This is a genomic window from Halorussus limi (assembly GCF_023238205.1).
GTDB lineage: Archaea > Halobacteriota > Halobacteria > Halobacteriales > Haladaptataceae > Halorussus > Halorussus limi.
This window is the reverse complement of record NZ_CP096659.1, coordinates 1488561-1508870: the sequence shown is the minus strand read 5'-3', so window position 1 is coordinate 1508870 and position 20310 is coordinate 1488561. Positions and strand designations below refer to the sequence as shown.

Here is a 20310-nt window from a genome sequence, read left to right as displayed (position 1 = left end):
CACTACAGGTTTCTCAAAGCATTATATTCCTTTCTACCCCATCCGATTGAAGCGATACCGTCGCCCCGGGTTTTACGAGCGAGTACTGACCACGTCGGACGTGATGTCAGAAGATATTGACGAAGACCTGCAAGGACTGCTACGGGCCATCATCGTTCTCGTCGCAGTGTTCGGTGCGTTCGCCCTCCTCTCGTCTCTCTTCGGTGCAACGCCAGCGTACGAACTGCTCTCGTAGCGACAAGCGAGCGTCGGCCTCGTTCGGTAAGAGGACGAAACCCGACATTTTTCAAATCGGTCTCCGAATTCCCGTACATGTCCGCTCACGACTCCCCCTCACCCTCCGACCTGAACGCCCTCGCCGCGAAACTCGACCGCATCACCTACCTCCTGTTCGGCGTGGTCGTCCTGCAAGCGACTGACCTGCTCGGCCTCGGGTGGGGCGGACTCGTCCTCTTTCTCGTCTTCGGCCTGCTCCTCGGCGTGGTGTACAACGCGAACGGGTGACGACCGCCTCGGCAGACGCGGAAACCTACCCGCCGAACGCGCTCGCGCTCTCGGGGTCGATGCGGAGGAACGTCGGAATCGAGACCACGGCGATGGCGATTTCGAGGGCACCCGCGGTCAGGAACGCCGCGAGGAAGCCGAACTCGTCGGCGACCGTCCCGCCGACGAGGATGCCCGCGAGAAAGCCCATGCTCCCGAAGGCGTTGAACCCCGCCATCGCGGTCCCGCGCCCGGCGTCCGACGACAAGTCGGTGACCAGCGCCATCGTCGCCGGGGCCATCAACGCCCCGATGACGCCCACGACGACCATCCCCACCGCGGCGGTCGGAACGGTCGGCGCGAGTCCGACCCCGACCACGGCGAACCCGTACAGCGCCGACCCGGCGACGATGGGACCGGTCCGGCCGATGCGGTCCGAGAGGACGCCGAACGGGTACTGGAGGAGCGCGAACGGCGCGAAGAACAGGCCGAGCAGCAGGCCGGTCGCGGCGGCGTCGAGTCCGAACGCCTCGCGGAAGTAGACCGTCCCGACCAGCGCGAAGAACCCGGCGGTGAACCGGTCCACGAACCCGAAGACGTAGGGCAGTCCCAGCACGGGGCGCTCGGTCAGGGTGGCGACGGCACGGCGAAATCGGGCGCTCTCCCCGCCGCCGGAGGGCGGCGCGCGGTCGGGTATCGAGGCGGCCACCGCTCCGGCGACGACCAGCAGACCCCCGGCGGCGTAGAGCGGAACCAGCGGCCCCACGCCGTAGAGTCGCCCGCCGAGCGGTGCGCCTACCGCGGTCCCGAGACCGATGGCGATGCCCGCCGCGCCCATGTTCTTGCCGTGGCCGCCCTCCAAGTCCATCAGCATCGTCATCGCCAGCGAGAACGCGCCGATGGTGGTCGCGCCCTGCGCCGCCCGGAGCGCCAGCACCGCGCCGAACGACAGCGAAAGCGCGCCGGGCAGGAGCGCCAGCGCGAAGTAGCCGACCGACCCGCCGAGCGCACCGGCCACGACCAGCGGCGTCCGGCGACCGAACCGGTCGCTGACCGCGCCCCAGACCCCCGCGAAGGCGACGAACGCCGCGAACTCGGCGGCGAGGAACCACATGCTCGCGTCGAGCGCCGTGGTCGCGCCGACCGCCGCCACGAGGTCGGGGACGCCGGGGTAGAGGAGGACCTGCGCGAGCAGAACGGCGAACACCACGGTCGCGAGTCGGAGTCTGTCGCGTCGAACGGAGGTCACGGGAACGTTCGACACTGGGGAGCGAGGCGTCTTGTAACCCGTGATTCCGGGTCAGTCGCCGACCGAAATCGCCTCGCTCGCGGGGTCGATTTCCACGCGTCCGCCGACCGGCATCGGCACGACCGGTGCGGTGTGACCGAAGTCCACGTCGAAGACGACCGGCGCGTCCGGGTTGTACTCCGCCACCACGTCCGCGACGGTCTCTCGCTGGTCCTCGCGGTACTCGGCGCGGGCCTCCGGGCCGGGGTCCTCGAAGAGGTTGCGGGCCTTGGCGCGACCGACGAGGACGCCCGCGAACCGCTCCAGCAGACCGCGCTCGCCCATCCCGATGAGGACTTCGCGGACCGCCAGCGCGGAGGGCAGTTCCTCGGACGTTTCGAGTAGGAGGATTCGCCCGTCGAGGTCCTCGGGCGCGGGGAGGTATCGGCCGGTCCGCAACTGCATGTCGAGCGTGCTAAGACAGCCACCCCACGTCCGGCCGGAGACCGCGGTCTCCGCACCGCGGAAGCTCCACCCCGGATTCGGCTCCGTCTCGCGGTGCTGGTCCAACTTCTCGGGGTCCTCCCAGTCCAAGTCCTCGTCGGTGAACTCCTCGGCGGGCCGGAGGTCGCCGAAGGCGTCGAGGTCGTCGGCGAAGAACGCCGTCTCCAGATACTCGACGGTGTAGTCGTGCATCGACCCCTGCATGGCGAGGTCGGTCATCACCGTCCCGCCGTAGAACGAGACGACGCCGAGGTTCCAGAGGTAACTCGCGAGATTGGTGTTGTCGCTGATGCCGTAGAATCGGGTCGGGTTCTCCCGGAGGGTAGCGGGGTCGAGGTGCTTCAGGATTCGAATCTGGTCGAAGCCGCCGATGACGGTCACGACGCCCGAAATCTCGGGGTCCGCGAAGGCGTCCATCACGTCCCGGGCGCGCTCCTCGGGGTGGTCGTAGAGGTAGTCGCTGGACTTCGTCGCGGTGGGGAACTCGACCGGTTCGAGGTCGAAGACCTCCCGGAGGCGTTCGAGTCCCAATTCGTAGACGTGCGGGTAGTCGGTCGCTCGGTTGGACCCGGGCGCGACGACGGCCACTCTGTCGCCGCGGTCCAGCGCCGGCGGGACGACGAATTCGCTCATAGCCACCGGTTCGGTGTCGGGTTTCCTATGGTTTTCGGAGGCGCGACAGCGAGTCCCACGGCGAACCCACACCTTGATGGCAGTCCCCTGCCAGCAATCGCGCATGGCCGACCCCGAACTGCTCGCCCCACTCACGGTTTCACCGTTCGCGTTTCGAGACGCTTCGCGTCTCGCCCGCCTCGACAGAATCGCCCTCCTGCTGGTCGCCCTCCTCGCGGTCGAACTGCTCGAACTGCTGCGGGTCGACGCGCTCTATCTCCTGCTCGCCGGCGTCGCGGTCTTCGTCTTCGGATTCGCGTACCTCTGGGGCCGGTCGGTCGTCGGACTGCTCTCCGGGGAGGGAGTCTGATGACCGACGACCGCGCGGCCGAGGACGCCGCCGACCGAACCGCGGAACTCGACCGCCTCGAAGCGAAACTCGACGGTCTCGGCGACGACGCGGACCGACTCGCCGACCGGTTCGGCCGTCTCGAATCCCGACTCGACCGACTGGCGCTTCTACTCGCCGTGCTGGTGTTGGTCGAACTCGTCCACGTCGGCGGCGACCTGATACTGAAACTGGGCCTCGCCGCGGTCGGTCTCGGATTCCTCGGTCTCGTCGCGGTCTTCCTGTTCGCGCTCAAGGAGGGACTGTGAGTCGGGGACGGAGTCGGTTCCCGACCGGCGGAATCCGTCCCGTCAGACTCGGCGTCCCGTTCTCGCCGACCACCGGCCACCCGTCTCGCCACCGAACCCGGTCGAGCATGAGGACTCGGCGCGGCGTGTCCTGAATCCACGGTTTACCGGCCTCGTAGGCGTGGTAGAGCATCCACCACCCGCCGTTCTCGTCCCGGACCACCGCGCAGTGGCCCGGCGCGAGGAACCGCTCGCCGCCTTCCAGAATCGTCGTTCCGGTCGCGTCGGCGACGGTGAGGCGTTCCCCGGCGCGGTTGCGGTACGGTCCCCGAAGTTTCTCGGCCCGCCCGACGACGAGGTAGTAAGTACTCTTCGCGCCCGCACAGCAGGTGCCCCGAGAGCCGAAGAAGTAGAAGTAGCCGTCGCGCTCGACGACGTAGGGCGCTTCGACCCCGCGGCCCGCGATTCGGAACTTCTCGCCCGCTGTCGAGAGACCGTCGGCGGCGAGTCGAATCCCGTAGATGCCCCGGTGGCTCCCCCAGAACAGGTACGGCGTGCCGTCGCGGACGAACAGCATCGGGTCGATGGAGTTGGGGACGCCGATGCCCTCGCTCCGGAACAGGCCGCCCCGCGGCCGAAACGGTCCCGCGGGGTCGGGCGCGGTGGCGACGCCGATGCCGGGATTGTCGGCGCCGAACTCCGAGTCCGAGTAGTAGAGCAGAACCCGACCGTCGAGTCGTCCGACGCCGGGCGCCCACAGGCCTCTGTACTGCGACCACTCGGGGTCCCCGGCGAACGCCGGACCGACCGGTTCCCAGTTCACGAGGTCGGGCGACCGCAGGACGGGAACCAGTTGGCGCTCGGGACCGACGCCGGGTTTCCACGGGTGGTAAGTGCCGTAGGCGTAGTAGGTACTCCCGACCCGGAGCACGTCGGGGTCCGGAAAGACGCGGTCGTAGACCGGGTTCCGGTAGGTGTCCGGCGACTGGGGTCGAGAGGAGTCCGGCGAGTTCTCGCGGACGCTTCCGGACATAGTTGCCTCGGAGTGACCAGTCCCGAAGCAGGCGACCCCTGCGGCGGTGAGAAGTTCGCGCCGATTCACGCAGGTCGTATGCCAACGAGCCCCAAAAGCGTTCCGTCCGGTCGAGTCGAGCGCCCGTTCGCCGCCTGCAATCCTTGCCGTAACTGGCGGTTATAACTTCGCGTAGAAATATGCGTGTAGTACATGACCGACTCCGAGGACGCCGACGAGCCGCGCTCGTCGAGCAATCGAGCGTGGCACGACGAGGCGGACGACCGGCCCCGCTTCGACACCCGGAGCCTCCACGCGGGCCACGGCGCCGACCCCGCCACCGGGGCGCGCGCGCCGCCGCTCTACCAGACCACCTCCTACGAGTTCGAGGACGCCGACCACGCCGCGGACCTCTACGCACTCGACGCCGACGACGACATCTACTCGCGCATCTCGAACCCGACGACGCGCTCGCTCGAAGACCGCCTCGCCTCGCTCGAAGGCGGGGCGGACGCGGTGGCGACCGCCAGCGGGATGGCCGCGTTCGACTCGCTGGTCCTCGTGCTGGCCGACGGGGGCGACAACGTGGTCTGCTCGACCGACACCTACGGCGGGACGACCGCCCACCTCAGCCACACCGCGAGCAAGCGCGGGGTCGAACCCCGGTTCGTCGACACGCTCGACTACGCGGCCTACGAGGAGGCGGTCGATTCGGACACCGCGTTCGTCCACGTCGAGACCGTCGGCAACCCCTCGCTGGTGACGCCCGACTTCGAGCGAGTCGCGGACATCGCCCACGACGCCGGGGCACCCCTCGTCGTGGACAACACGTTCGCCACGCCGTACCTCTGCAATCCCCTCGACCACGGCGCGGACGCCGTCTGGGAGTCCACGACCAAGTGGCTCCACGGGAGCGGTACGACCGTCGGCGGCGTGCTGGTGGACGGCGGGAGCTTCGACTGGCGGGCCCACGCCGACAGCTACCCCGAACTCGCCGGCGACAACGCGGCCTACCACGACACCGACTTCTCGCGGGACTTCCCCGACGCGCCGCTGGCCGCGGCGGCGCGCTGGCGGGCGCTCCGGAGTCTGGGCAACCAGCAGTCGCCGTTCGACGCGTGGCAGACCCTCCAAGGGTTGGAGACCCTGCCGCTCCGGATGGAGCGCCACTGCGAGAACGCCGCCATCGTGGCCGAGTACCTCGCGGACCACGACGACGTGGCGTGGGTCGCGTATCCGGGCTTGGAGAGCCACGAGACCCACGAGAACGCCAGCGAGTATCTGGACGGAGGGTACGGCGGGATGATAGCGTTCGGACTTGAGGACGGCTTTGAGGCCGGGAAGGCGTTCTGCGAGAACGTCGAGTTGGCGAGCTTTCTTGCCAACGTCGGCGACGCGAAGACGCTGGTCATCCACCCCGCCAGCACGACTCACGCCCAACTCTCGCCCGAGGAACAGCGGTCGGCGGGAGTCTCGCCCGACCTGATTCGGCTCTCGGTCGGCATCGAGGACCCCGCCGACCTGCTGGCCGACATCGACCGAGCCATCGAGGAGTCCGTCGAACGCCGAGGAGGAGCGACGGACCCGACATGAACCGGACCCGCGACACCGCCGACCTCGGTCGCTTCGAGTTCGAGTGCGGCCGGTCGGTCCCCCTCGAAGTCGCCTACGAGACCTACGGCGAGTACGACGGCGACAACGCGGTGCTGGTCTGTCACGCGCTGACCGGGAGCGCGCACGTGACCGGGCCGAAGCGGGCGCGCGACGGAGACGACGGCGACGGCGCGGCGACCGACGGACAGGCCGCAGCGTGGTGGAGCGACGTGGTGGGACCGGGGAAGGCAATCGACACCCGGCGCTACTACGTCGTCTGCGCGAACGTGCCGGGGTCGTGCTACGGCACGACCGGCCCGGCCAGTATCGACCCCGAGACCGGCGAGGCGTACGGCACCGACTTCCCGGCCGTGACGGTCGGCGACTGGACCCGGGCGCAGGCCCGACTCCTCGACCACCTCGGGGTCGGCCCGCTCCACGCCGTCGTCGGCGGGAGCGTCGGCGGGATGAACGTCTTGGAGTGGGCCAAGCGGTATCCCGAGCGCGTAGACCGGGTGGTGCCGGTCGCCACGGCGGCCCGCCTCGACCCCCAGATGCTCGCCATCGACGCCATCGCGCGCCGGGCCATCACGACCGACCCGAACTGGAACGACGGGGACTACCACGGCGAGGACCGCGAGCGACCCACCGACGGCCTCGCCGTCGCCCGCCAGTTGGGCCACGTCGGCTACCTCTCGAAGGAGTCGATGGACCGGAAGTTCGGCCGCCGGTCGGCGGGCCGGGCCGCGATGGCCGACGCCTTCGCGCCCGACGACCCCGCGGGCGAGTACTTCCCCTACCGGGAGGTCGAGTCGTACCTCGACTATCAGGCCGAGAAGTTCGTCGAGCGCTTCGACGCCACCAGCTACCTCTACCTGACGCGGGCGATGGACCACTACGACCTCTCGTCGGGTTACGACTCGGACGCCGACGCGCTCGCCGGGTTCTCCGGCGAGGCGCTGGTGATTAGCTTCACCGGCGACTGGCACTTCACCGTCGAGCAGGCCGAGCGTCTCGCCGACGCCTTCGAGACCGTCGGCGTCGACGCGGCCCACCACGTCGTGGAGAGCGACCACGGCCACGACGCCTTCCTCGTGGAACCCGAGGAGGTCGGGCCGCCGCTCCGGGACTTCCTCGACGCGGGCGTCGAGGGCCGGGCGGTCAGTGACGCCGACGAACGGGAGTTCGCCCCGGTCCACGCGAGTCTGTTCGGGAAGTGACCCTCGGGCCACCCGTACTTTCATTGCCGGCCCCGTCGGGTCGGTAGTCGGGAATGGGGAACAGAGTACTGGCGGGGGTTCTCGTCCTCGCACTGGTGAGCGCAGGGGGTGTCGGCGTAGGGACTGTCGGCGGGGCGACGGACCGGAGCGGCGAACACGCACGAACGGCCGAATCCGGGAGCGACGCCGGCAGAGCGGCCGAACCGATTGCCGGAAACCTCGGGAGACAGGGAACGGACTGCAACTACACGACCACCTTCGGGGCCGCGGAGCGTTCGGTCGTCTCGGTGAGCGCCGAGAACGAGAGCTACGGGTGGGGCGGGAGCGGATGGGTCTACAGCGTCGAGAACGGAACGGCGTACGTCGTCACGAACTGGCACGTCACGCACAACGCCACCGACGTGGACGTCCAGTTCGGCGAGCAGGGCTGGCGCAACGCGACGGTGGTCGGGTCGGACCTCTGGACCGACCTCGCGGTCGTCGCCGTCGAGAACCCGCCCTCGACGGCGCGGGCGCTCCCCGTCGTCGAGAGTTCGCCCCGGCGGGGCCAGTCCGTCGCGCTGGTCGGCACGCCGTTCCGGAACGACTGGGAGGCGTCGATAACCCGGGGCATCGTCAGCGGCGAGGACCGACTGGTCACCGTGGAGGCGTTGCCCGGACTCAACGTCACGTGGGCCGACATGATTCAGACGGACGCCGCCGCCAACCCCGGGAACAGCGGCGGTCCGCTCCTGAACTGCGAGGGAGCGGTCCTCGGCGTCCTGAACAGCGGTTGGGGCTTCACCAACGCGGGCGTCAACTTCGCCATCTCGGCGCGGGTCGTCCGCGAAGTCGTCCCGGCCCTCGTCGCGAACGGAAGCTACCCCCACTCGTCGCTCGGCGCCGACGTGGCGAACGTCGGACCGGACATCGCCGAGGCCAACGACCTCCCCGTCTCGACGGGCGTCATGGTGACCGCGGTCGAACCCGGCGGCCCGTCCGACGGGAAGTTGCGCGAAGCGCCCGCCTTCCACCTGACGGAGTACGTGCCGTACGACGGCGACGTCGTCCTCGCCGTCGACGGGACCCGTATATCGGACAGAGAGGACCTGCTCTCGTATCTCCTGCTGGAGACTCGCCCGAACGAGACGGTGTCTCTCACCGTGCTACGGAACGGCGAGAACCGGACGGTGGAGGTGACGCTCGGCGAGCGACCCGCGATACCGCCCCGTCCGACGGAGAACGCGACCGTGACGAACCAGACGACCACGCCGGATAGGACGACCGCGCCGAACGGAACGACCGCGCCGAGCGAGACCACGACCGTACGGGAGCGCGAGCGAACCGCTACGCCGAGTTAGCCGACTCAGAAGTCCAGAATCTCGTCGCCGCGCTCGCGCTTCTCGTCCGGGGACAGTCCCTCGGCGTCGAACGACCCCTGCGGCATCCACCCCTGAATCTCGTACAGCAGGACGTGGGCGGTCCCGTCGGTTTCGAGAATCCACGCGTTCACCATGTTGCGGCGCTCGCTGACGCCGCTCCGAAGCGGTTCGACCCAGTCGATGGACTCGCTCTCGGCGAGACCGTCGAGTTCGGACCGCTTCATCGCTCGGTCCGGGAGCGACTCCAAGGCGTTCAGTTCGGACATGACCGTCGCTTGACGCGGCGAGCCAAAAAATCCCCGCGTCGCGGCCCCCGACGAGTCTCCGCGTCGCCGCGCGACGGCGTGCGGACGCGGACCGGAGTCGAGTCGGGCGAGCGACCGCCGACAGTTATGGTCGCCCGGTCCCAAGCCCCGGAAAATGTGTGCGTTGGCGATTGAAACGACGAGACCCACCGGCGGGGTACTGCCGGTCGAACCGACGCCCGCCGAGAACGTCGAACCGGCGTTCCCGGGGAAATCCGTCGAGCGCGCGCCGGCGGACGACGGATGAGCGGCGAGCGCCCGAGTCCCGGCGGTCTCGACCCCGACGACGCCGGTCTCGCCGACCCGAAGCCTACCAACTCCGACCCCGCTGGCTTCGGGCCTGCCGATTCCGACTCCGCTGACTCTCGCCCCGCCGACTCCGACCCGACCACTCGGTACGGCGAGGCGTGGGTCTACGAGAGCATCGTCGGCGCGATTCCCGGCCTGTCGCCGTCCCGGCCGGTCGCAGTCGGCGTCCAGTTCGCGGTGTTCGAGGGACTGGTGCTGGCGCTCGCGGCCGTCTACGACCTCTGGAGCGCGGTTCCCGCGGGGACCGCCGCGGTCGGGGTCGCCGCCGCGGGGAGTTACCTGATGCTCGCGCTCGGCGAGGAGATTCGAGGGGTCGGGACGCCGGCGGCGTACCGGCGAGCGCTCTTCTCGTCCAACGTCGAGGTGGTACTGGGCGTGGTGTCGTTCGTCGCGCTCCTGACCTACCTGTTCGCGGCGGGCGCCCGGAGCGGGCAGGTCCCCCTGTTCGCGTCGCTCCTCGGCGAGACGCCGCCGGTGGCGGCGGTCGCGCTGGCGCTGCTGGTGGCGTGGGACCTCTGTTACCGCATCGGTACGGCGTGGTGGGCCAGCGTCACCGGACTCGCGCGGACGGTGCGGTACCGAGACCGGTTCGACGCGCGGGCCCGGGCGCGACTCCGGCGCGCCGACCTGTTGACGGTCGCGTTCGCGCTCCTCCACCTCCCGCTGGCGGCGTTCGTCCGGAGCCAGAGCCTGCTCGTCTGGGCCGTCGTCGGCCACGTCGCGGCGGTGACGCTGGTCTCGGGCGCGTCGGCGTCGCTGCTCCGACGCTCTTAGAATCTCTCGGCGACGCGCTCGCCGGTCTCCAAGCCGCTCGCGAGCGCGGCGTGGACGCGGCCCTCGCCCGCCACCCAGTCGCCGGCGAAGAAGAGGTCGGAGCGCTCGCCGCGGCCGAGGAGTCGGGCGTCGGCCCCGCCGTCCGGGAGCGCGTCGCGCCACCGGACCACGTCGGCCCAGTCGAACTGATACCGGTCCGGGTCGTCGAGCAGTTCGGCGGTCAGGTCGGCGGCCTGCACCGCGATTTCGTCGTCGGCGTCGTCGTACCGGTGGCGCGACCACCCGGGAGACGGCTGGACGACCAACAGGCTCTCGCCGTCGGGGACGTGGCCGGGCTTGCACTCCTCGCGGGAGACCCAGCCGAGTTCGTGGTCCTTGTCGGCGTTCACGAGACCGTAGTAGGGCAGGTCGGTGCGCTCGGGGTAGTGGAGCGCGACCGAGAGCAGCGTCCGGTAGGGCACGTCGGCCGCCGCCTCCACGAGGTCCTCGCGCAGGGGGTCGTCCCAGTCGGCCCGGTCGAGCAGATAGGCGGTCGCCGGCGCGGGCGGCGTGAGGACGAGGGCGTCCGCGCGGGCGTCACCGGCCGCCAGCGCGTCGTCCGCCGACTCGTACTCGACGCGCCACTCGTCGTCCTCGCGGGCGAGGCCCGTGACCTCGGTTCCGGTCCGGACCGTCGCGCCGCCGGCGTCGCGGAGTCGCTCGCCGAGCGACGCCAGTCCCTCGCGGTAGGTCCACTTGCGCGCGTCGTCGCCCCGGCCCTTCGAGATCTCGCCGTCCGCGTCGAAGGTCCAGACCGGCCCCTCGGCCTCCACGAGACCGTCGGCGAGTTCCTCGGAGACGAGGCGGGAGACGCGCTCGTCGTCGTCCTTGCAGTAGTTAGCGCCCACGTCGTAGACGCAATCGTCGCGCCGGCGAGTCGCCGCCCGGCCGCCGACCGACTCGCGGCGCTCGAACACCGTCACCTCGGCGTCTGTCTCGCGGAGCGCGTACGCGGCCCCGAGTCCGGCAGCGCCCGCGCCCACGACGGCGATTCGGGTCATGGTCGAACCGACGGAGTCGCGCGGCAAAAGGGTTGTCCGACCGCGGAAACGCGACCTGTCCGTCGTTCCGCGCTCGCGGTCTCACCCTCGCGTTCGCACGCCCGGGACTTTCGCGGCCCGCGTGACGCCGAAGGGCCGCGACAGGCAGAGCGTAATCGGCGGTAGGCGACGGATAACCGACGGTAAGATTTCACACGGGCGGTAGGTCTTTGTGTTGGGGTCGCATGGTACCGAGCGCATCGCTATGAAACCGTGCCAAAACTGTCAGGCGGTCATCGACGAGTACATCTTGGACAAACAACTCGAACCCCTGCGCGAACTCACGGTCGACGACTTCAACGTCTGCGTCGACTGCGCGACTGTCGTCCCCGACGCCTGCGTGGAGTGCGGCGGTGCGGTCTACGTCCCCCGAAGTCTGACTGCCACCCCCGACTACTGTCCGGCGTGTCGCTCCGACCGCATCGAGCGGACGGGCCACGACCCGGGTTGGCACCTCGATACCGCGTCCCCCTGAACGGCACGAGACCGCCCTCGGGCCGTCGCTTTCTCGCGGTTCTCGTCAGTCCAGCAGTCCCTCCTCGTCGAACACCTCTCGGAGCCGCTCCATCGTTGCTACCACGACGTCGCACGCGGGTCGGACCGCCGGTTTCGGGGCGAACCCGACCGAGAGTCCGGCGACTTCCAGCATCGGGAGGTCGTTCGCGCCGTCGCCGACCGCGACGGTGTCGCTCATGGCGATTTCGCGCTCGCCCGCGAGTCGTTCGAGGGCGTCGTCCTTCGTGCCCTCGATGAGCGGTCCCTCGACCTCGCCGGTGAGTTCGCCGTCTGCAACGGGGAGGCGGTTGGCGACGATGGTATCGACCGAGACGCCCTCGCGCTCCAGCGCGACTTCGACGCCGCGCTCGAACCCGCCGGTCAGGACCGCGGTTGTCACGCCCGCCTCGTTGAGTTCCCGAATCACGGTCGCGGTGTCCGGCCGGAGGTACACCCCGTCGAAGGCCTCCTCGGCCTTGTCGTCGGAGAGACCCTCCAGCAGAGCGGCCCGGTCCCGGAGGCTCTCGGCGTAGCTAATCTCGTCGTTCATCGCTCGCTCGGTAATCGTCGCCATCTCGTCGGCCACTCCCATCTGCTCGCCGAGGAGGACCGTCATCTCGGAGTCCGAGAGCGTGCCGTCGAAGTCGAACGCGACCAGCGTCATGGCCGGTGGTTCGTCTGCCGGGGGCTTGAAACGAACGGAAGGCGCGGTTAGTGCGAGGGCGGCCGCGGAAACGGGACGGCGGGCGCGCTACCGGCCGACGACCGTCTCCACGTCGGGTTCGACATCGAAGTTGCCGCCGCCGCGGGCCACGTCGTAGCCGTAGAACAGCAGCGAGAGCGCGCCCACCGAGGTGACGGCGAACAGCGCGAGTTCTGCCCGACTCGCGGTCCCCTCGAGGGCGCCGGGGGGGTAACTGCCGGGCAGTATCAGGCCGAAGAGTCCGTACGTGAGCGCGACGAAGTGCCGCCACGAGAGCGCGACCGGTCCGAGCGACACCTCCGCGACGCTTCCGGCGACGAGGGCCGAGACGCCGGCGAGCGCCATGGCCGAGACGACGACGCTCGCCGCGAGCGCCCGGACGCCGAAAGCGGCGACGAACGCCGCGACGAGCAGCAGGTCGAACGCGCCCAGATACCGGAACGACGACTGCTTCATACCGGACCTCTCCGTCGCAGACATATTAAAACCCTAACCACTCCGAAGTCCGGCCCTCCCGACGGCCGCCGAAGGGTGAGCCTTTAACCGCCGCTCGACCTACCGACTCCCATGACGCAGTTCCCCGAGTTCGAGGTGGTGCCCGCGGTGGACATGCAGGACGGCGAAGTCGTCCAGTTGGTCGCGGGCGAACGCGGCACCGAGAAGACCTACGGCGACCCGGTGGAGGCCGCCGAACAGTGGGTCGAACGCGGCGCGGAGACCCTCCACCTCGTGGACCTCGACGGCGCGTTCGAGGGCGAACGCGAGAACGCCGCGGCGGTCGAGGCCGTCATCGACGCGGTCGGCGACGACGCGGACGTGCAGTTGGGCGGCGGCATCAGGACCGTCGCGGACGCCACGGACCTGCTCTCGCGGGGCGTGGACCGCGTGATTCTGGGCACCGCGGCGGTCGAGAACCCGGAGATAGTCGAGGAAATCTCGGCGGAGTACCCCGGTTCCGTGACCGTCAGTCTCGACGCCAAGGACGGCGAAGTCGTCGTCTCGGGGTGGACCGAGGCCACGGGACTCGACCCCGCCGAGGCCGCGGCGCGCTACGAGGAGTTGGGCGCGGGCGCGATTCTGTTCACCGACGTGGACGTGGAGGGGCAACTCGCGGGCGTCCAGACCGACCGCGTGCGCGAGGTGGTCGAGGCGGTCGATATCCCGGTCGTGGCGTCGGGCGGCGTCGCCACGCTCGACGACGTGCGCGCGCTCCGCGAGGCCGGGGCCGCGGCCGTCGTCGTCGGGACCGCACTCTACGAGGGCGAGTTCACGCTCGAAGAAGCGAAATCAGTTTAGACCGCGGATTCGATTCGGCCCGACCGCGGGAGCTATCTCGCGAACGCGGTCACCGCGGCGGACAGGCGTCTTCCGGTCGGTCGCGCTCGCGGTTTGGCCAGCAGGTACGCGCTGGCGGCGAGCAGCGGTACGCCGAGGACCGCGCCGTCGCCGAGCGACATGAGTCCGCCCACGAACAGGCCGAGCAGCGTCAGAACGTCTATTTTACGCATTTTCCGATTGGACGTACGGTCAGCCGGCTAATATAACTTTGTCAGACGCTCGTCATCTAATGTCGCGAGGGCAACGACCTTGTGCCTCGGGACGAACTGTCGGGTATGAGCGACCGAACCGCCGCGGTGACGCGCGAGACCGCGGAGACGGACATCGACGTGACCCTCGACCTGGACGGCGACGGCGACGCCACGGTCGAGACCGGCGTGGGGTTCTTCGACCACATGCTCGAAAGCTTCGCCAAGCACGGCCTGTTCGACGTGACGGTGCGGTGCGACGGCGACCTCGAAATCGACGACCACCACACCGTAGAGGACGTGGCTATCACCCTCGGCGACGCCTTCGCGGAGGCGCTGGGCGACAAGCGCGCCATCGAGCGGTTCGCCGACCGGAAGGTCCCGCTGGACGAGGCGGTCGCGGGCGTCGTCGTGGACGTGAGCGGGCGACCCCTCTTCGAGTTCGACGGCGAGTTCTCCCAGTCGAGCGTCGGCGACATGACCAGCCACATGGCCAAGCACTTCGCGCGCTCGCTGGCGATGAACGCGGGCCTGACGCTCCACGTCGAGGTTTCCGGCGAGAACGCGCACCACGAAATCGAGGCGCTGTTCAAGTCGCTGGCGCGGGCGCTGGACGACGCGACCCGAATCGACGAGCGCCGCGGCGACGTGGCGAGTACGAAGGGACAGTTGTAGGTCGGGGTCCGGCCGCCGTCGCGGCCTCGGCAGGGGTTCAGTCGTCGGGCGCGTCCGGTCGGACCGACCCGAACCAGAATCCGACCGCACCGCCGGCGAGGGCGGCGAGCGCCCCGCCCGCGAGCGCGACGTGGACGGGGACCGCTCCGCCGAGGAGTCGAGTCGTCAGGCCGCCGAGTTCGAGGCCGGCGACGCCGAGCGCGGCGGCCGCGATGCCGGCGACGGGTACACTGACTCCGAGTTCGGACAGGTCGGACATGGTCGGAGCTATCGCAGAAGCGGTACATAGTTCCTCGCCACGACGCGGCGTCTCGCGGTCGGCCGCGGTCCGCGATGGTGGGTGATGAGGGACCCGCGACGAACCGAGTCACTCGTCGGCCGCCGTCGCGACGCGATACGTGGCTCCGTCGTACTCGACAAACAGGGATTCGCGGACGCCGAACGGCGGGCGAGTCGAATCGTACGCTTCTATCGTCACCTCCGCGGCGTCGTACTCGCGGAGGAGTCCGAGCGCGTCGCGCAGTTGCTCGCGGCGCAGTACCTGCTCCGCGACGAACCGCGGGGGTTCTGCGTCTGCGGGAGGCGAATCGACTCGGGCGAGCGTGTACCTCGCTCGGCGACTCCACTCGTCGTCGGGGTCTCCGTACGTCGCCGTCGCACTCAGCGAGTCGCCGTCGCGCTCGACGCTCGAAATCGCGTCGCTCGGGGTCACTTCTACCGGGTCTCCGAGCAGGTCGAACGCGACAGCGTGGGTCGCGCGGTCGTCCATCCCGACGGTGAAGGCGTACCGACCCCCGCCAAGATGCCCCACGTCGTGGCCGTCGTCGCAGGGAACCGGTTCGCCGTGGAAGACGCGCAGGGCGTCCGTTCGGGTGTTTCCGGGGTAGAGGCGCCTCGACGGGAGCGGCGTCACGGCCGGTGCGACGTGGAGCCACTCCCCGTCCGAGAGTTTGTAGAGGTGCCACTCCAGCGGATTCCCTTCCACGATTTCGTGCGAGCGGTTGACGAACTCGAAGTCGAGTCGGCCCGGAACGACGGCCTCCTCCGCGCTCGGTTCAAGATACACCTCGGTCGTCGCGTCGGCCTCGTGGTACCACGCCATCGCGTCGGCGTCCGGAAACGGCGGCAGGTCGGTTCCCGCCAGCGCCGAGTCGCCGTCGGGTCCCGGCGCGTCGGTGTCCCAGACCGAAATCGCGAAGCCGTCCGGCGGGTTGCCGAATCGGTACCGACCCGGCGCGATGTCGTCGGCGTCGGAACCGCCGAGCAGGTAGTACTCGCCGACGACCGACTCGTCGGGGTCGAGCCAGAGCGAGTCGGGTTGTTCCGGCGGGACCTCGGTCGCGTGCCAGTGACCGCCATCTCGTCGCTCGTACTCCGGCGGTTCGTCCACGAGCGGGTGGTCCTCGGTCGGCGCGAGATTGAGAGTTCCATCGTCGGAGCGGTCCGACCCGCGTAGACGTGAGAAACTGACGCGGTCGAACGGCGGGACCGAACTCGTCCGGAACTTAGCTCGGAACTCGTTCCGGTTGGTGACCGTCGCCCGGAGGACGGCGGGGGAGTTGCTCGTGGCCGTCGCGACCCACTCCAACGCGACGCCGGCCCCCGTCTCGGTACTGTATCCCGTCGAGACGAGCGAAGCGGTACGAGGCCCCGTCTGGAAGCCCACGACATCCGGTTGGCGGTGCGACATTTTACGGTCGGTACGCACCGGTGGCACATCAAAGTAGTAGGCCGACCGGGAGACCCTTAAGAACCGCTTCCGAAATTGCGTCCATGTTCGACGAGATTATGCAGAAGTTCGAGGGAAGCCCCTCCCAGCAGGCGGTCATCCGACTGCTCCTCGAACGCGGCTTCTCGGTCAACGACGAGGGTCGGGTCGTCTCCGGCAGCATCGAGATTCCGAACACGCAAATCGCTCGGGAAATCGACGTGGACCGGCGCGTCGTGGACTCGACGACCGACGCCATCCTCGCCGACGAACAGCTCCGGCGCATCTTCCAGAACATCTCCTCGATTCCGAGCCTGATGGACCTCGCGCCCGTCCTCGACCTGCACGTCCTGACCGTCGAAGTCTCCGACGCCGACCGGCCCGGCATCGTGGCGAAGGTGACGACCCTGCTCGCGGACAGCGACATCTCCATCCGCCAGACCATCAGCGAGGACCCGGAGTTCACCGACGAACCGCGACTCTACGTCGTGACCGACGCGGAGGTCCCCGGCGACCTGCTGAACGAGTTGAAGAACCTCGACTTCGTGCGGAAAATCGAACTGCAATAGCGGCCCGATGCGGTTTTCCGGGAGAGTGCGCGGACCGGCTTTCGACGCGAGCGACCCCGCTCAGTTATTTCTGTTTCCGTCCCTAGAAGACTGTCGTGACCTTCGACTCGACGCGACGGCGGTTTCTCGCGCTCGCGGCCACGAGCGGGGCGGTCGGCCTCGCCGGTTGCTCGGGAGGCGCGCCGTCGGCCGACCAGAGCACGACCACCGAGACGACCGATTCGGGCGGGACGGCGACCACCGAAACCCCGGCAGGGAGCGACTCCCTCCCCGACGCGGTCGGACTGGAGACGCTGGCGACCGGCTTCGAGGTTCCACTCGCCGTGGCGTTCGCACCCGACGCCGACCGGCGCTACGTCGCCGACCAGCAGGGTCGCATCTTCGTCCACGGTCCCGACGGCCTGCGCGAGGAACCCTTCCTCGACCTGCGCGACGCCGTCACGGTCGGGAGCGAGACCGGCCTGCTCGGCCTCGCGCTCCACCCGAACTTCGCCGAGAACCGCCGCGTCTTCGTCCGGTACAGCGCCCCGCCCCGCGACGGCACGCCCGACGGGTACAGCCACACGTTCGTCCTCTCGGAGTTCGAGGCGACCGCGAACGGCAGGCGGGCGAAGCGCGACTCCGAGCGGACCGTCCTCGAAATCCCGGAACCGCAGGGCAACCACAACGCCGGGTCCGTCCTCTTCGGGCCGGACGGCTACCTCTACGTCGGCGTCGGCGACGGCGGGTCGGGCGGCGACCAGGGCACCGGCCACGTCTCCGACTGGTACGACGCGGTCGCGGGCGGCAACGGGCAGGACGTGACCGAGAACCTGCTCGGGAGCGTCCTCCGCATCGACAACGACAACGAGCAAGGAGGGAAGCCCTACGCCATTCCCGACGACAACCCCTTCGCCGGCGACGACGGCGACGGCGGCGCGGGCCTCCCCGAACACTTCGCGTGGGGCTTCCGGAACCCGTGGCGGATGGCGTTCGACCGGGGAGACCTCTTCGTCGCTGACGTTGGCCAGAGCGCCTACGAGGAGGTGAGTCTGGTCGAGAAGGGCGGCAACTACGGCTGGAACGTCAAGGAGGGCGCCCACTGCTACTCCGCGGACGACTGCCCCGACCGAACGCCGGACGGCGTTCGCGGCGGCGAACCGCTCCGCGACCCGGTCGTCGAGTACCCCCACTCCGGCGAGGGCGTCACCGGCGTCTCGGTCATCGGCGGACAGGTCTACCGCGGGTCGGCGATTCCCGAACTCTCGGGGACCTACCTCTTCGCGGACCTCGCGGCCAGCGGGCGACTGTTCGCCGCGATTCCGTCGCGCGACTCCGACGGCGGCCTCTGGCCGACGCAGGTCGTGGACGTGGCCGACGGCGACGCCGGGAAGGCGAGTCGGGTCTACTCGTTCGGCCGAGACGCCGACGGCGAGGTGTACGTCCTGTCGAGCGGCGACGACGGCGGCGGCCTCCACCGGGTCGTCCCGGCGTGATAGCCGAACTCGTCTCGGCGTAGCGTCGAGGTCGTCTCGGCGTGGCGTCCGACTCCCCCGGCGAGCGCGCCGTCTCGGTTTCGCGCGGCCCGCGAAACTTTACCGTCTCGGTGACAAGATGAGGGCATGGTCGGACTCCCCGAGGAACGCGAGCGTCTCGCGTGGTGGGTTCTCACGCTGGCCGTCGCGGGCATCTTCGCGTTCGTCCTCTGGTCGTTCGTCGGGACCATCGTGCTGGGCGTGTTCCTCTACTACGGCGCGCGCCCGCTCTACCGGCGACTCCGGACGGAGTTCTCCTCGGACCACGCCGCCGACCTCACCCTGCTCATCGTCCTCGTGCCCGTACTGGCGCTGGTCGGCTACACGGTCCTCGTGGGTCTCGACCAGTTGAGCCAGTTGACCGGGGCCTCGCTCGAATCGTACGCCCGGTTCGTGCCGGGTTCGACCGAGCAGGCGACCGCACTGGTCGAGAACGCGCGGGGACTCCTCGGTCCCGGCCCGATGCAGGGCCAGATGCAGGAGGTGCTCTCGACGGCGGTGTCGGCGTTCACCGCGCTGACCGCGGGACTGGCCCACCTCGTCCTCTCGTTCCTGCTGGCGTTCACGCTCCTGCGCGAGGACGCCCGAATCGCGGCGTGGTTCCGCGACCAGTTCGCCCCCGAGGGGTCGGCGGCCTACGCCTACGGCGAGGCGGTGGACGAGGACCTCCACACGGTCTACGTCGGCAACGTCCTGACGGTGTTCGCGGTCATCGTGCTGGGACTGGTCGTCTACAACGGACTGAACTTCCTCTCGCCCGAGACCATCGGCGTCCCGGTGCCGACCCTGCTGGCGCTGCTGACCGGGTTGGCGACGCTCGTTCCGCTGGTCGTCGGGAAGATAGTCTACGTTCCGGTGGGTCTCTACCTCGGCTATCAGGCCGCGACCGGGCCGGGGCCGCTCTGGTTCCCTGCGGTGTTCTTCGTCGCCTGCTTCCTGCTGCTCGACCTCCTGCCGGTCGCGGTCCTCCGGCCGTACATCGCGGGCCGCAACATCCACGGCGGTCTCATGATATTCGCCTACATCGGCGGGACGATGCTGTTCGGCTGGTACGGCCTGTTCCTCGGTCCCCTGCTGGTCGTCGTGGGCGTCCACCTCGCCAGAATCGTCCTGCCGGGTCTCGTCCACGGCGACAGCGTCACGGGGGAGGTGCTGACCGCCCAGTCGCTCGGGGCCGACCCCGAGACGGTCGTCGAGAGTCCCGCGACCGACGGGAGCGACGGCGCGGTGCCCGACAGCGGCGACGAGACGACGACCGACGGAGGGAAGACCGCGGAGACCGAACCCGCCTCCGAACGCGAGGAATGACCGACGACACCTATCTGACGCTGGCGGGCCGCGGCCGAGCGACCTTCGAGATTCGGGGCTCGGAGTTCGTCGGTCACGCCGCGCCCGCCGCGGACCGCGAGGAGGCCGAGGCGTTCGTCGCCGAGGTTCGAGGCGAGTACGACGACGCGACCCACAACGTCCCGGCCTACCGAGTCCGGGAGTCGAGCGGCGACGCCGAGCGAGCGGCCGCCAGCGGGATGCTCCGGGAGTACGGCGACGACGACGGCGAACCCTCCGGGTCGGCGGGCAAGCCCGCCCTGAACGTCCTCCAGCAGGAGGGCGTCGAAAACGCCGTCGCGGTCGTGACCCGGTACTACGGCGGGACGAACCTCGGCGTCGGCGGGTTGGCGCGGGCCTACTCGCGGGGCGTCAAGGACGCCATCGAGGACGCCGGCATCGTCGAGGAGCGCCCCCGCGAGCGGTTCTCGGTCGCCGTCGAGTACGACGACTCGGGGACCGTGCGCGGGATTTTGGAGAGCGCGGGGCGCGAAGCGCCCCGCGAGGAGCGAGCGGCGGAGCCGCGAGGAGGCGTCGAGTTCGACGCCGACTACGCCGAGCGCGTGACGTTCGCGGTCCGAGTGCCAGTCGAGGAGGGCGCGCAACTGCGCGACCGCATCCGAAGCGCGACGAGCGGTCGGGCCGAAATCGACGGCGGCGAGTGAGCAGAGGGGGAGC

Annotated in this window: 25 protein-coding genes; 15 read left to right on the top strand and 10 right to left on the bottom strand. The window is 69.6% G+C overall.

The annotated features are described in order from the left end of the window. Positions 1 to 103 precede the first annotated feature (103 nt). Positions 104 to 235 carry a hypothetical protein gene (locus tag M0R89_RS23300; RefSeq protein ID WP_256478531.1) on the top strand — a complete coding sequence of 44 codons (132 nt, stop codon included), beginning with the start codon at positions 104 to 106 and terminating at the stop codon, positions 233 to 235. Between the two features lie 77 nt (positions 236 to 312). After that, positions 313 to 504 carry a hypothetical protein gene (locus tag M0R89_RS07760; RefSeq protein ID WP_248651982.1) on the top strand — a complete coding sequence of 64 codons (192 nt, stop codon included), beginning with the start codon at positions 313 to 315 and terminating at the stop codon, positions 502 to 504. Between the two features lie 25 nt (positions 505 to 529). Here M0R89_RS07760 and M0R89_RS07755 read toward each other — a convergent pair whose 3' ends face one another. Together M0R89_RS07755 and M0R89_RS07750 are read right to left on the bottom strand one after the other, a co-directional pair. Then, complete coding sequence (locus tag M0R89_RS07755; protein ID WP_248651981.1) at positions 530 to 1732, bottom strand: MFS transporter; 1203 nt, start codon at positions 1730 to 1732, stop codon at positions 530 to 532. Positions 1733 to 1783: 51 nt separating this feature from the next. Beyond that, the gene (locus M0R89_RS07750) at positions 1784 to 2848 is read right to left on the bottom strand and encodes a S66 family peptidase (protein ID WP_248651980.1); all 1065 of its coding nucleotides are present in this window, start codon (positions 2846 to 2848) and stop codon (positions 1784 to 1786) included. A 103-nt stretch (positions 2849 to 2951) separates the two neighbouring features. Between M0R89_RS07750 and M0R89_RS07745 the strand changes: the two genes are divergently transcribed. Continuing rightward, complete coding sequence (locus M0R89_RS07745; RefSeq protein WP_248651979.1) at positions 2952 to 3197, top strand: hypothetical protein; 246 nt, start codon at positions 2952 to 2954, stop codon at positions 3195 to 3197. Continuing rightward, positions 3197 to 3484 (top strand): hypothetical protein, encoded by a 288-nt coding sequence (locus M0R89_RS07740; RefSeq protein ID WP_248651978.1) that lies wholly within the window; start codon positions 3197 to 3199, stop codon positions 3482 to 3484. The genes M0R89_RS07745 and M0R89_RS07740 overlap by 1 nt, the downstream gene beginning before the upstream one ends. Here M0R89_RS07740 and M0R89_RS07735 read toward each other — a convergent pair. Then, positions 3468 to 4565 carry a family 43 glycosylhydrolase gene (locus M0R89_RS07735; protein ID WP_248651977.1) on the bottom strand — a complete coding sequence of 366 codons (1098 nt, stop codon included), beginning with the start codon at positions 4563 to 4565 and terminating at the stop codon, positions 3468 to 3470. The genes M0R89_RS07740 and M0R89_RS07735 overlap by 17 nt on opposite strands. Before the next feature lie 123 nt (positions 4566 to 4688). Here M0R89_RS07735 and M0R89_RS07730 point away from each other — a divergent pair, with 123 nt between their 5' ends. Genes M0R89_RS07730 through M0R89_RS07720 form a run of 3 tightly spaced genes read left to right on the top strand, consistent with a single transcriptional unit; the run spans position 4689 to position 8628 of the window. Beyond that, the gene (locus tag M0R89_RS07730) at positions 4689 to 6068 is read left to right on the top strand and encodes an O-acetylhomoserine aminocarboxypropyltransferase/cysteine synthase family protein (RefSeq protein WP_248651976.1); all 1380 of its coding nucleotides are present in this window, start codon (positions 4689 to 4691) and stop codon (positions 6066 to 6068) included. Beyond that, positions 6065 to 7288: a homoserine O-acetyltransferase MetX gene (gene metX, locus M0R89_RS07725; protein WP_248651975.1), complete on the top strand. Its 1224-nt coding sequence runs from the start codon at positions 6065 to 6067 to the stop codon at positions 7286 to 7288. The genes M0R89_RS07730 and metX overlap by 4 nt, the downstream gene beginning before the upstream one ends. A gap of 53 nt (positions 7289 to 7341) precedes the next feature. Further along, entirely contained in the window at positions 7342 to 8628 is a 1287-nt protein-coding gene (locus M0R89_RS07720; protein WP_248651974.1) for a S1C family serine protease, read from the top strand. A gap of 5 nt (positions 8629 to 8633) precedes the next feature. Here the strand turns inward: M0R89_RS07720 and M0R89_RS07715 are convergent, their stop codons facing one another. After that, the gene (locus M0R89_RS07715; RefSeq protein ID WP_248651973.1) at positions 8634 to 8915 is read right to left on the bottom strand and encodes a DUF7964 domain-containing protein; all 282 of its coding nucleotides are present in this window, start codon (positions 8913 to 8915) and stop codon (positions 8634 to 8636) included. Between the two features lie 282 nt (positions 8916 to 9197). On the opposite strand from M0R89_RS07715, the gene M0R89_RS07710 reads away from it, so the two are divergent. Next, positions 9198 to 10037, top strand: a complete 840-nt coding sequence (locus M0R89_RS07710; protein WP_248651972.1) for a DUF7530 family protein — start codon at positions 9198 to 9200, stop codon at positions 10035 to 10037. Here M0R89_RS07710 and M0R89_RS07705 read toward each other — a convergent pair. Then, positions 10034 to 11077, bottom strand: coding sequence for an NAD(P)/FAD-dependent oxidoreductase (locus M0R89_RS07705; protein WP_248651971.1), 1044 nt, complete (start codon positions 11075 to 11077; stop codon positions 10034 to 10036). The two genes, M0R89_RS07710 and M0R89_RS07705, sit on opposite strands and share 4 nt — an antisense overlap. A gap of 244 nt (positions 11078 to 11321) precedes the next feature. Here M0R89_RS07705 and M0R89_RS07700 point away from each other — a divergent pair, with 244 nt between their 5' ends. Beyond that, positions 11322 to 11591 carry a DUF7571 family protein gene (locus tag M0R89_RS07700; RefSeq protein WP_248651970.1) on the top strand — a complete coding sequence of 90 codons (270 nt, stop codon included), beginning with the start codon at positions 11322 to 11324 and terminating at the stop codon, positions 11589 to 11591. Positions 11592 to 11636: 45 nt separating this feature from the next. On the opposite strand, the gene serB is transcribed toward M0R89_RS07700, so the two are convergent. Continuing rightward, positions 11637 to 12275 carry a phosphoserine phosphatase SerB gene (gene serB / locus M0R89_RS07695; protein WP_248651969.1) on the bottom strand — a complete coding sequence of 213 codons (639 nt, stop codon included), beginning with the start codon at positions 12273 to 12275 and terminating at the stop codon, positions 11637 to 11639. 87 nt (positions 12276 to 12362) lie between these two features. Then, a complete protein-coding gene (locus tag M0R89_RS07690; RefSeq protein WP_248651968.1) occupies positions 12363 to 12770 on the bottom strand; it encodes a DUF7994 family protein in 408 nt (135 codons plus the stop codon). Between the two features lie 111 nt (positions 12771 to 12881). Between M0R89_RS07690 and hisA the strand changes: the two genes are divergently transcribed. Beyond that, on the top strand, positions 12882 to 13610 hold the full coding sequence (gene hisA, locus M0R89_RS07685) for a 1-(5-phosphoribosyl)-5-[(5-phosphoribosylamino)methylideneamino]imidazole-4-carboxamide isomerase (RefSeq protein ID WP_248651967.1): 729 nt from the start codon (positions 12882 to 12884) through the stop codon (positions 13608 to 13610). 32 nt (positions 13611 to 13642) lie between these two features. Here hisA and M0R89_RS07680 read toward each other — a convergent pair whose 3' ends face one another. Further along, positions 13643 to 13822 carry a hypothetical protein gene (locus M0R89_RS07680; protein ID WP_248651966.1) on the bottom strand — a complete coding sequence of 60 codons (180 nt, stop codon included), beginning with the start codon at positions 13820 to 13822 and terminating at the stop codon, positions 13643 to 13645. A 105-nt stretch (positions 13823 to 13927) separates the two neighbouring features. On the opposite strand from M0R89_RS07680, the gene hisB reads away from it, so the two are divergent. Next, entirely contained in the window at positions 13928 to 14515 is a 588-nt protein-coding gene (gene hisB, locus M0R89_RS07675) for an imidazoleglycerol-phosphate dehydratase HisB (protein WP_248651965.1), read from the top strand. A gap of 37 nt (positions 14516 to 14552) precedes the next feature. On the opposite strand, the gene M0R89_RS07670 is transcribed toward hisB, so the two are convergent. Together M0R89_RS07670 and M0R89_RS07665 are read right to left on the bottom strand one after the other, a co-directional pair. Continuing rightward, positions 14553 to 14774 carry a hypothetical protein gene (locus M0R89_RS07670; protein WP_248651964.1) on the bottom strand — a complete coding sequence of 74 codons (222 nt, stop codon included), beginning with the start codon at positions 14772 to 14774 and terminating at the stop codon, positions 14553 to 14555. Positions 14775 to 14882: 108 nt separating this feature from the next. Continuing rightward, on the bottom strand, positions 14883 to 16205 hold the full coding sequence (locus M0R89_RS07665) for a hypothetical protein (RefSeq protein ID WP_248651963.1): 1323 nt from the start codon (positions 16203 to 16205) through the stop codon (positions 14883 to 14885). Positions 16206 to 16288: 83 nt separating this feature from the next. On the opposite strand from M0R89_RS07665, the gene trpY reads away from it, so the two are divergent. The 4 genes from trpY (at position 16289) to M0R89_RS07645 (ending at position 20297) form a co-directional block, all read left to right on the top strand. Further along, a complete protein-coding gene (gene trpY / locus M0R89_RS07660; protein WP_248651962.1) occupies positions 16289 to 16792 on the top strand; it encodes a TrpY family transcription regulator in 504 nt (167 codons plus the stop codon). A 95-nt stretch (positions 16793 to 16887) separates the two neighbouring features. Beyond that, the gene (locus M0R89_RS07655) at positions 16888 to 18267 is read left to right on the top strand and encodes a PQQ-dependent sugar dehydrogenase (protein ID WP_248651961.1); all 1380 of its coding nucleotides are present in this window, start codon (positions 16888 to 16890) and stop codon (positions 18265 to 18267) included. A 126-nt stretch (positions 18268 to 18393) separates the two neighbouring features. Next, positions 18394 to 19614 (top strand): AI-2E family transporter, encoded by a 1221-nt coding sequence (locus tag M0R89_RS07650; protein ID WP_248651960.1) that lies wholly within the window; start codon positions 18394 to 18396, stop codon positions 19612 to 19614. Then, complete coding sequence (locus M0R89_RS07645) at positions 19611 to 20297, top strand: IMPACT family protein (RefSeq protein ID WP_248651959.1); 687 nt, start codon at positions 19611 to 19613, stop codon at positions 20295 to 20297. Before M0R89_RS07650 ends, M0R89_RS07645 begins: the two co-directional genes overlap by 4 nt. Positions 20298 to 20310: the final 13 nt, after the last annotated feature.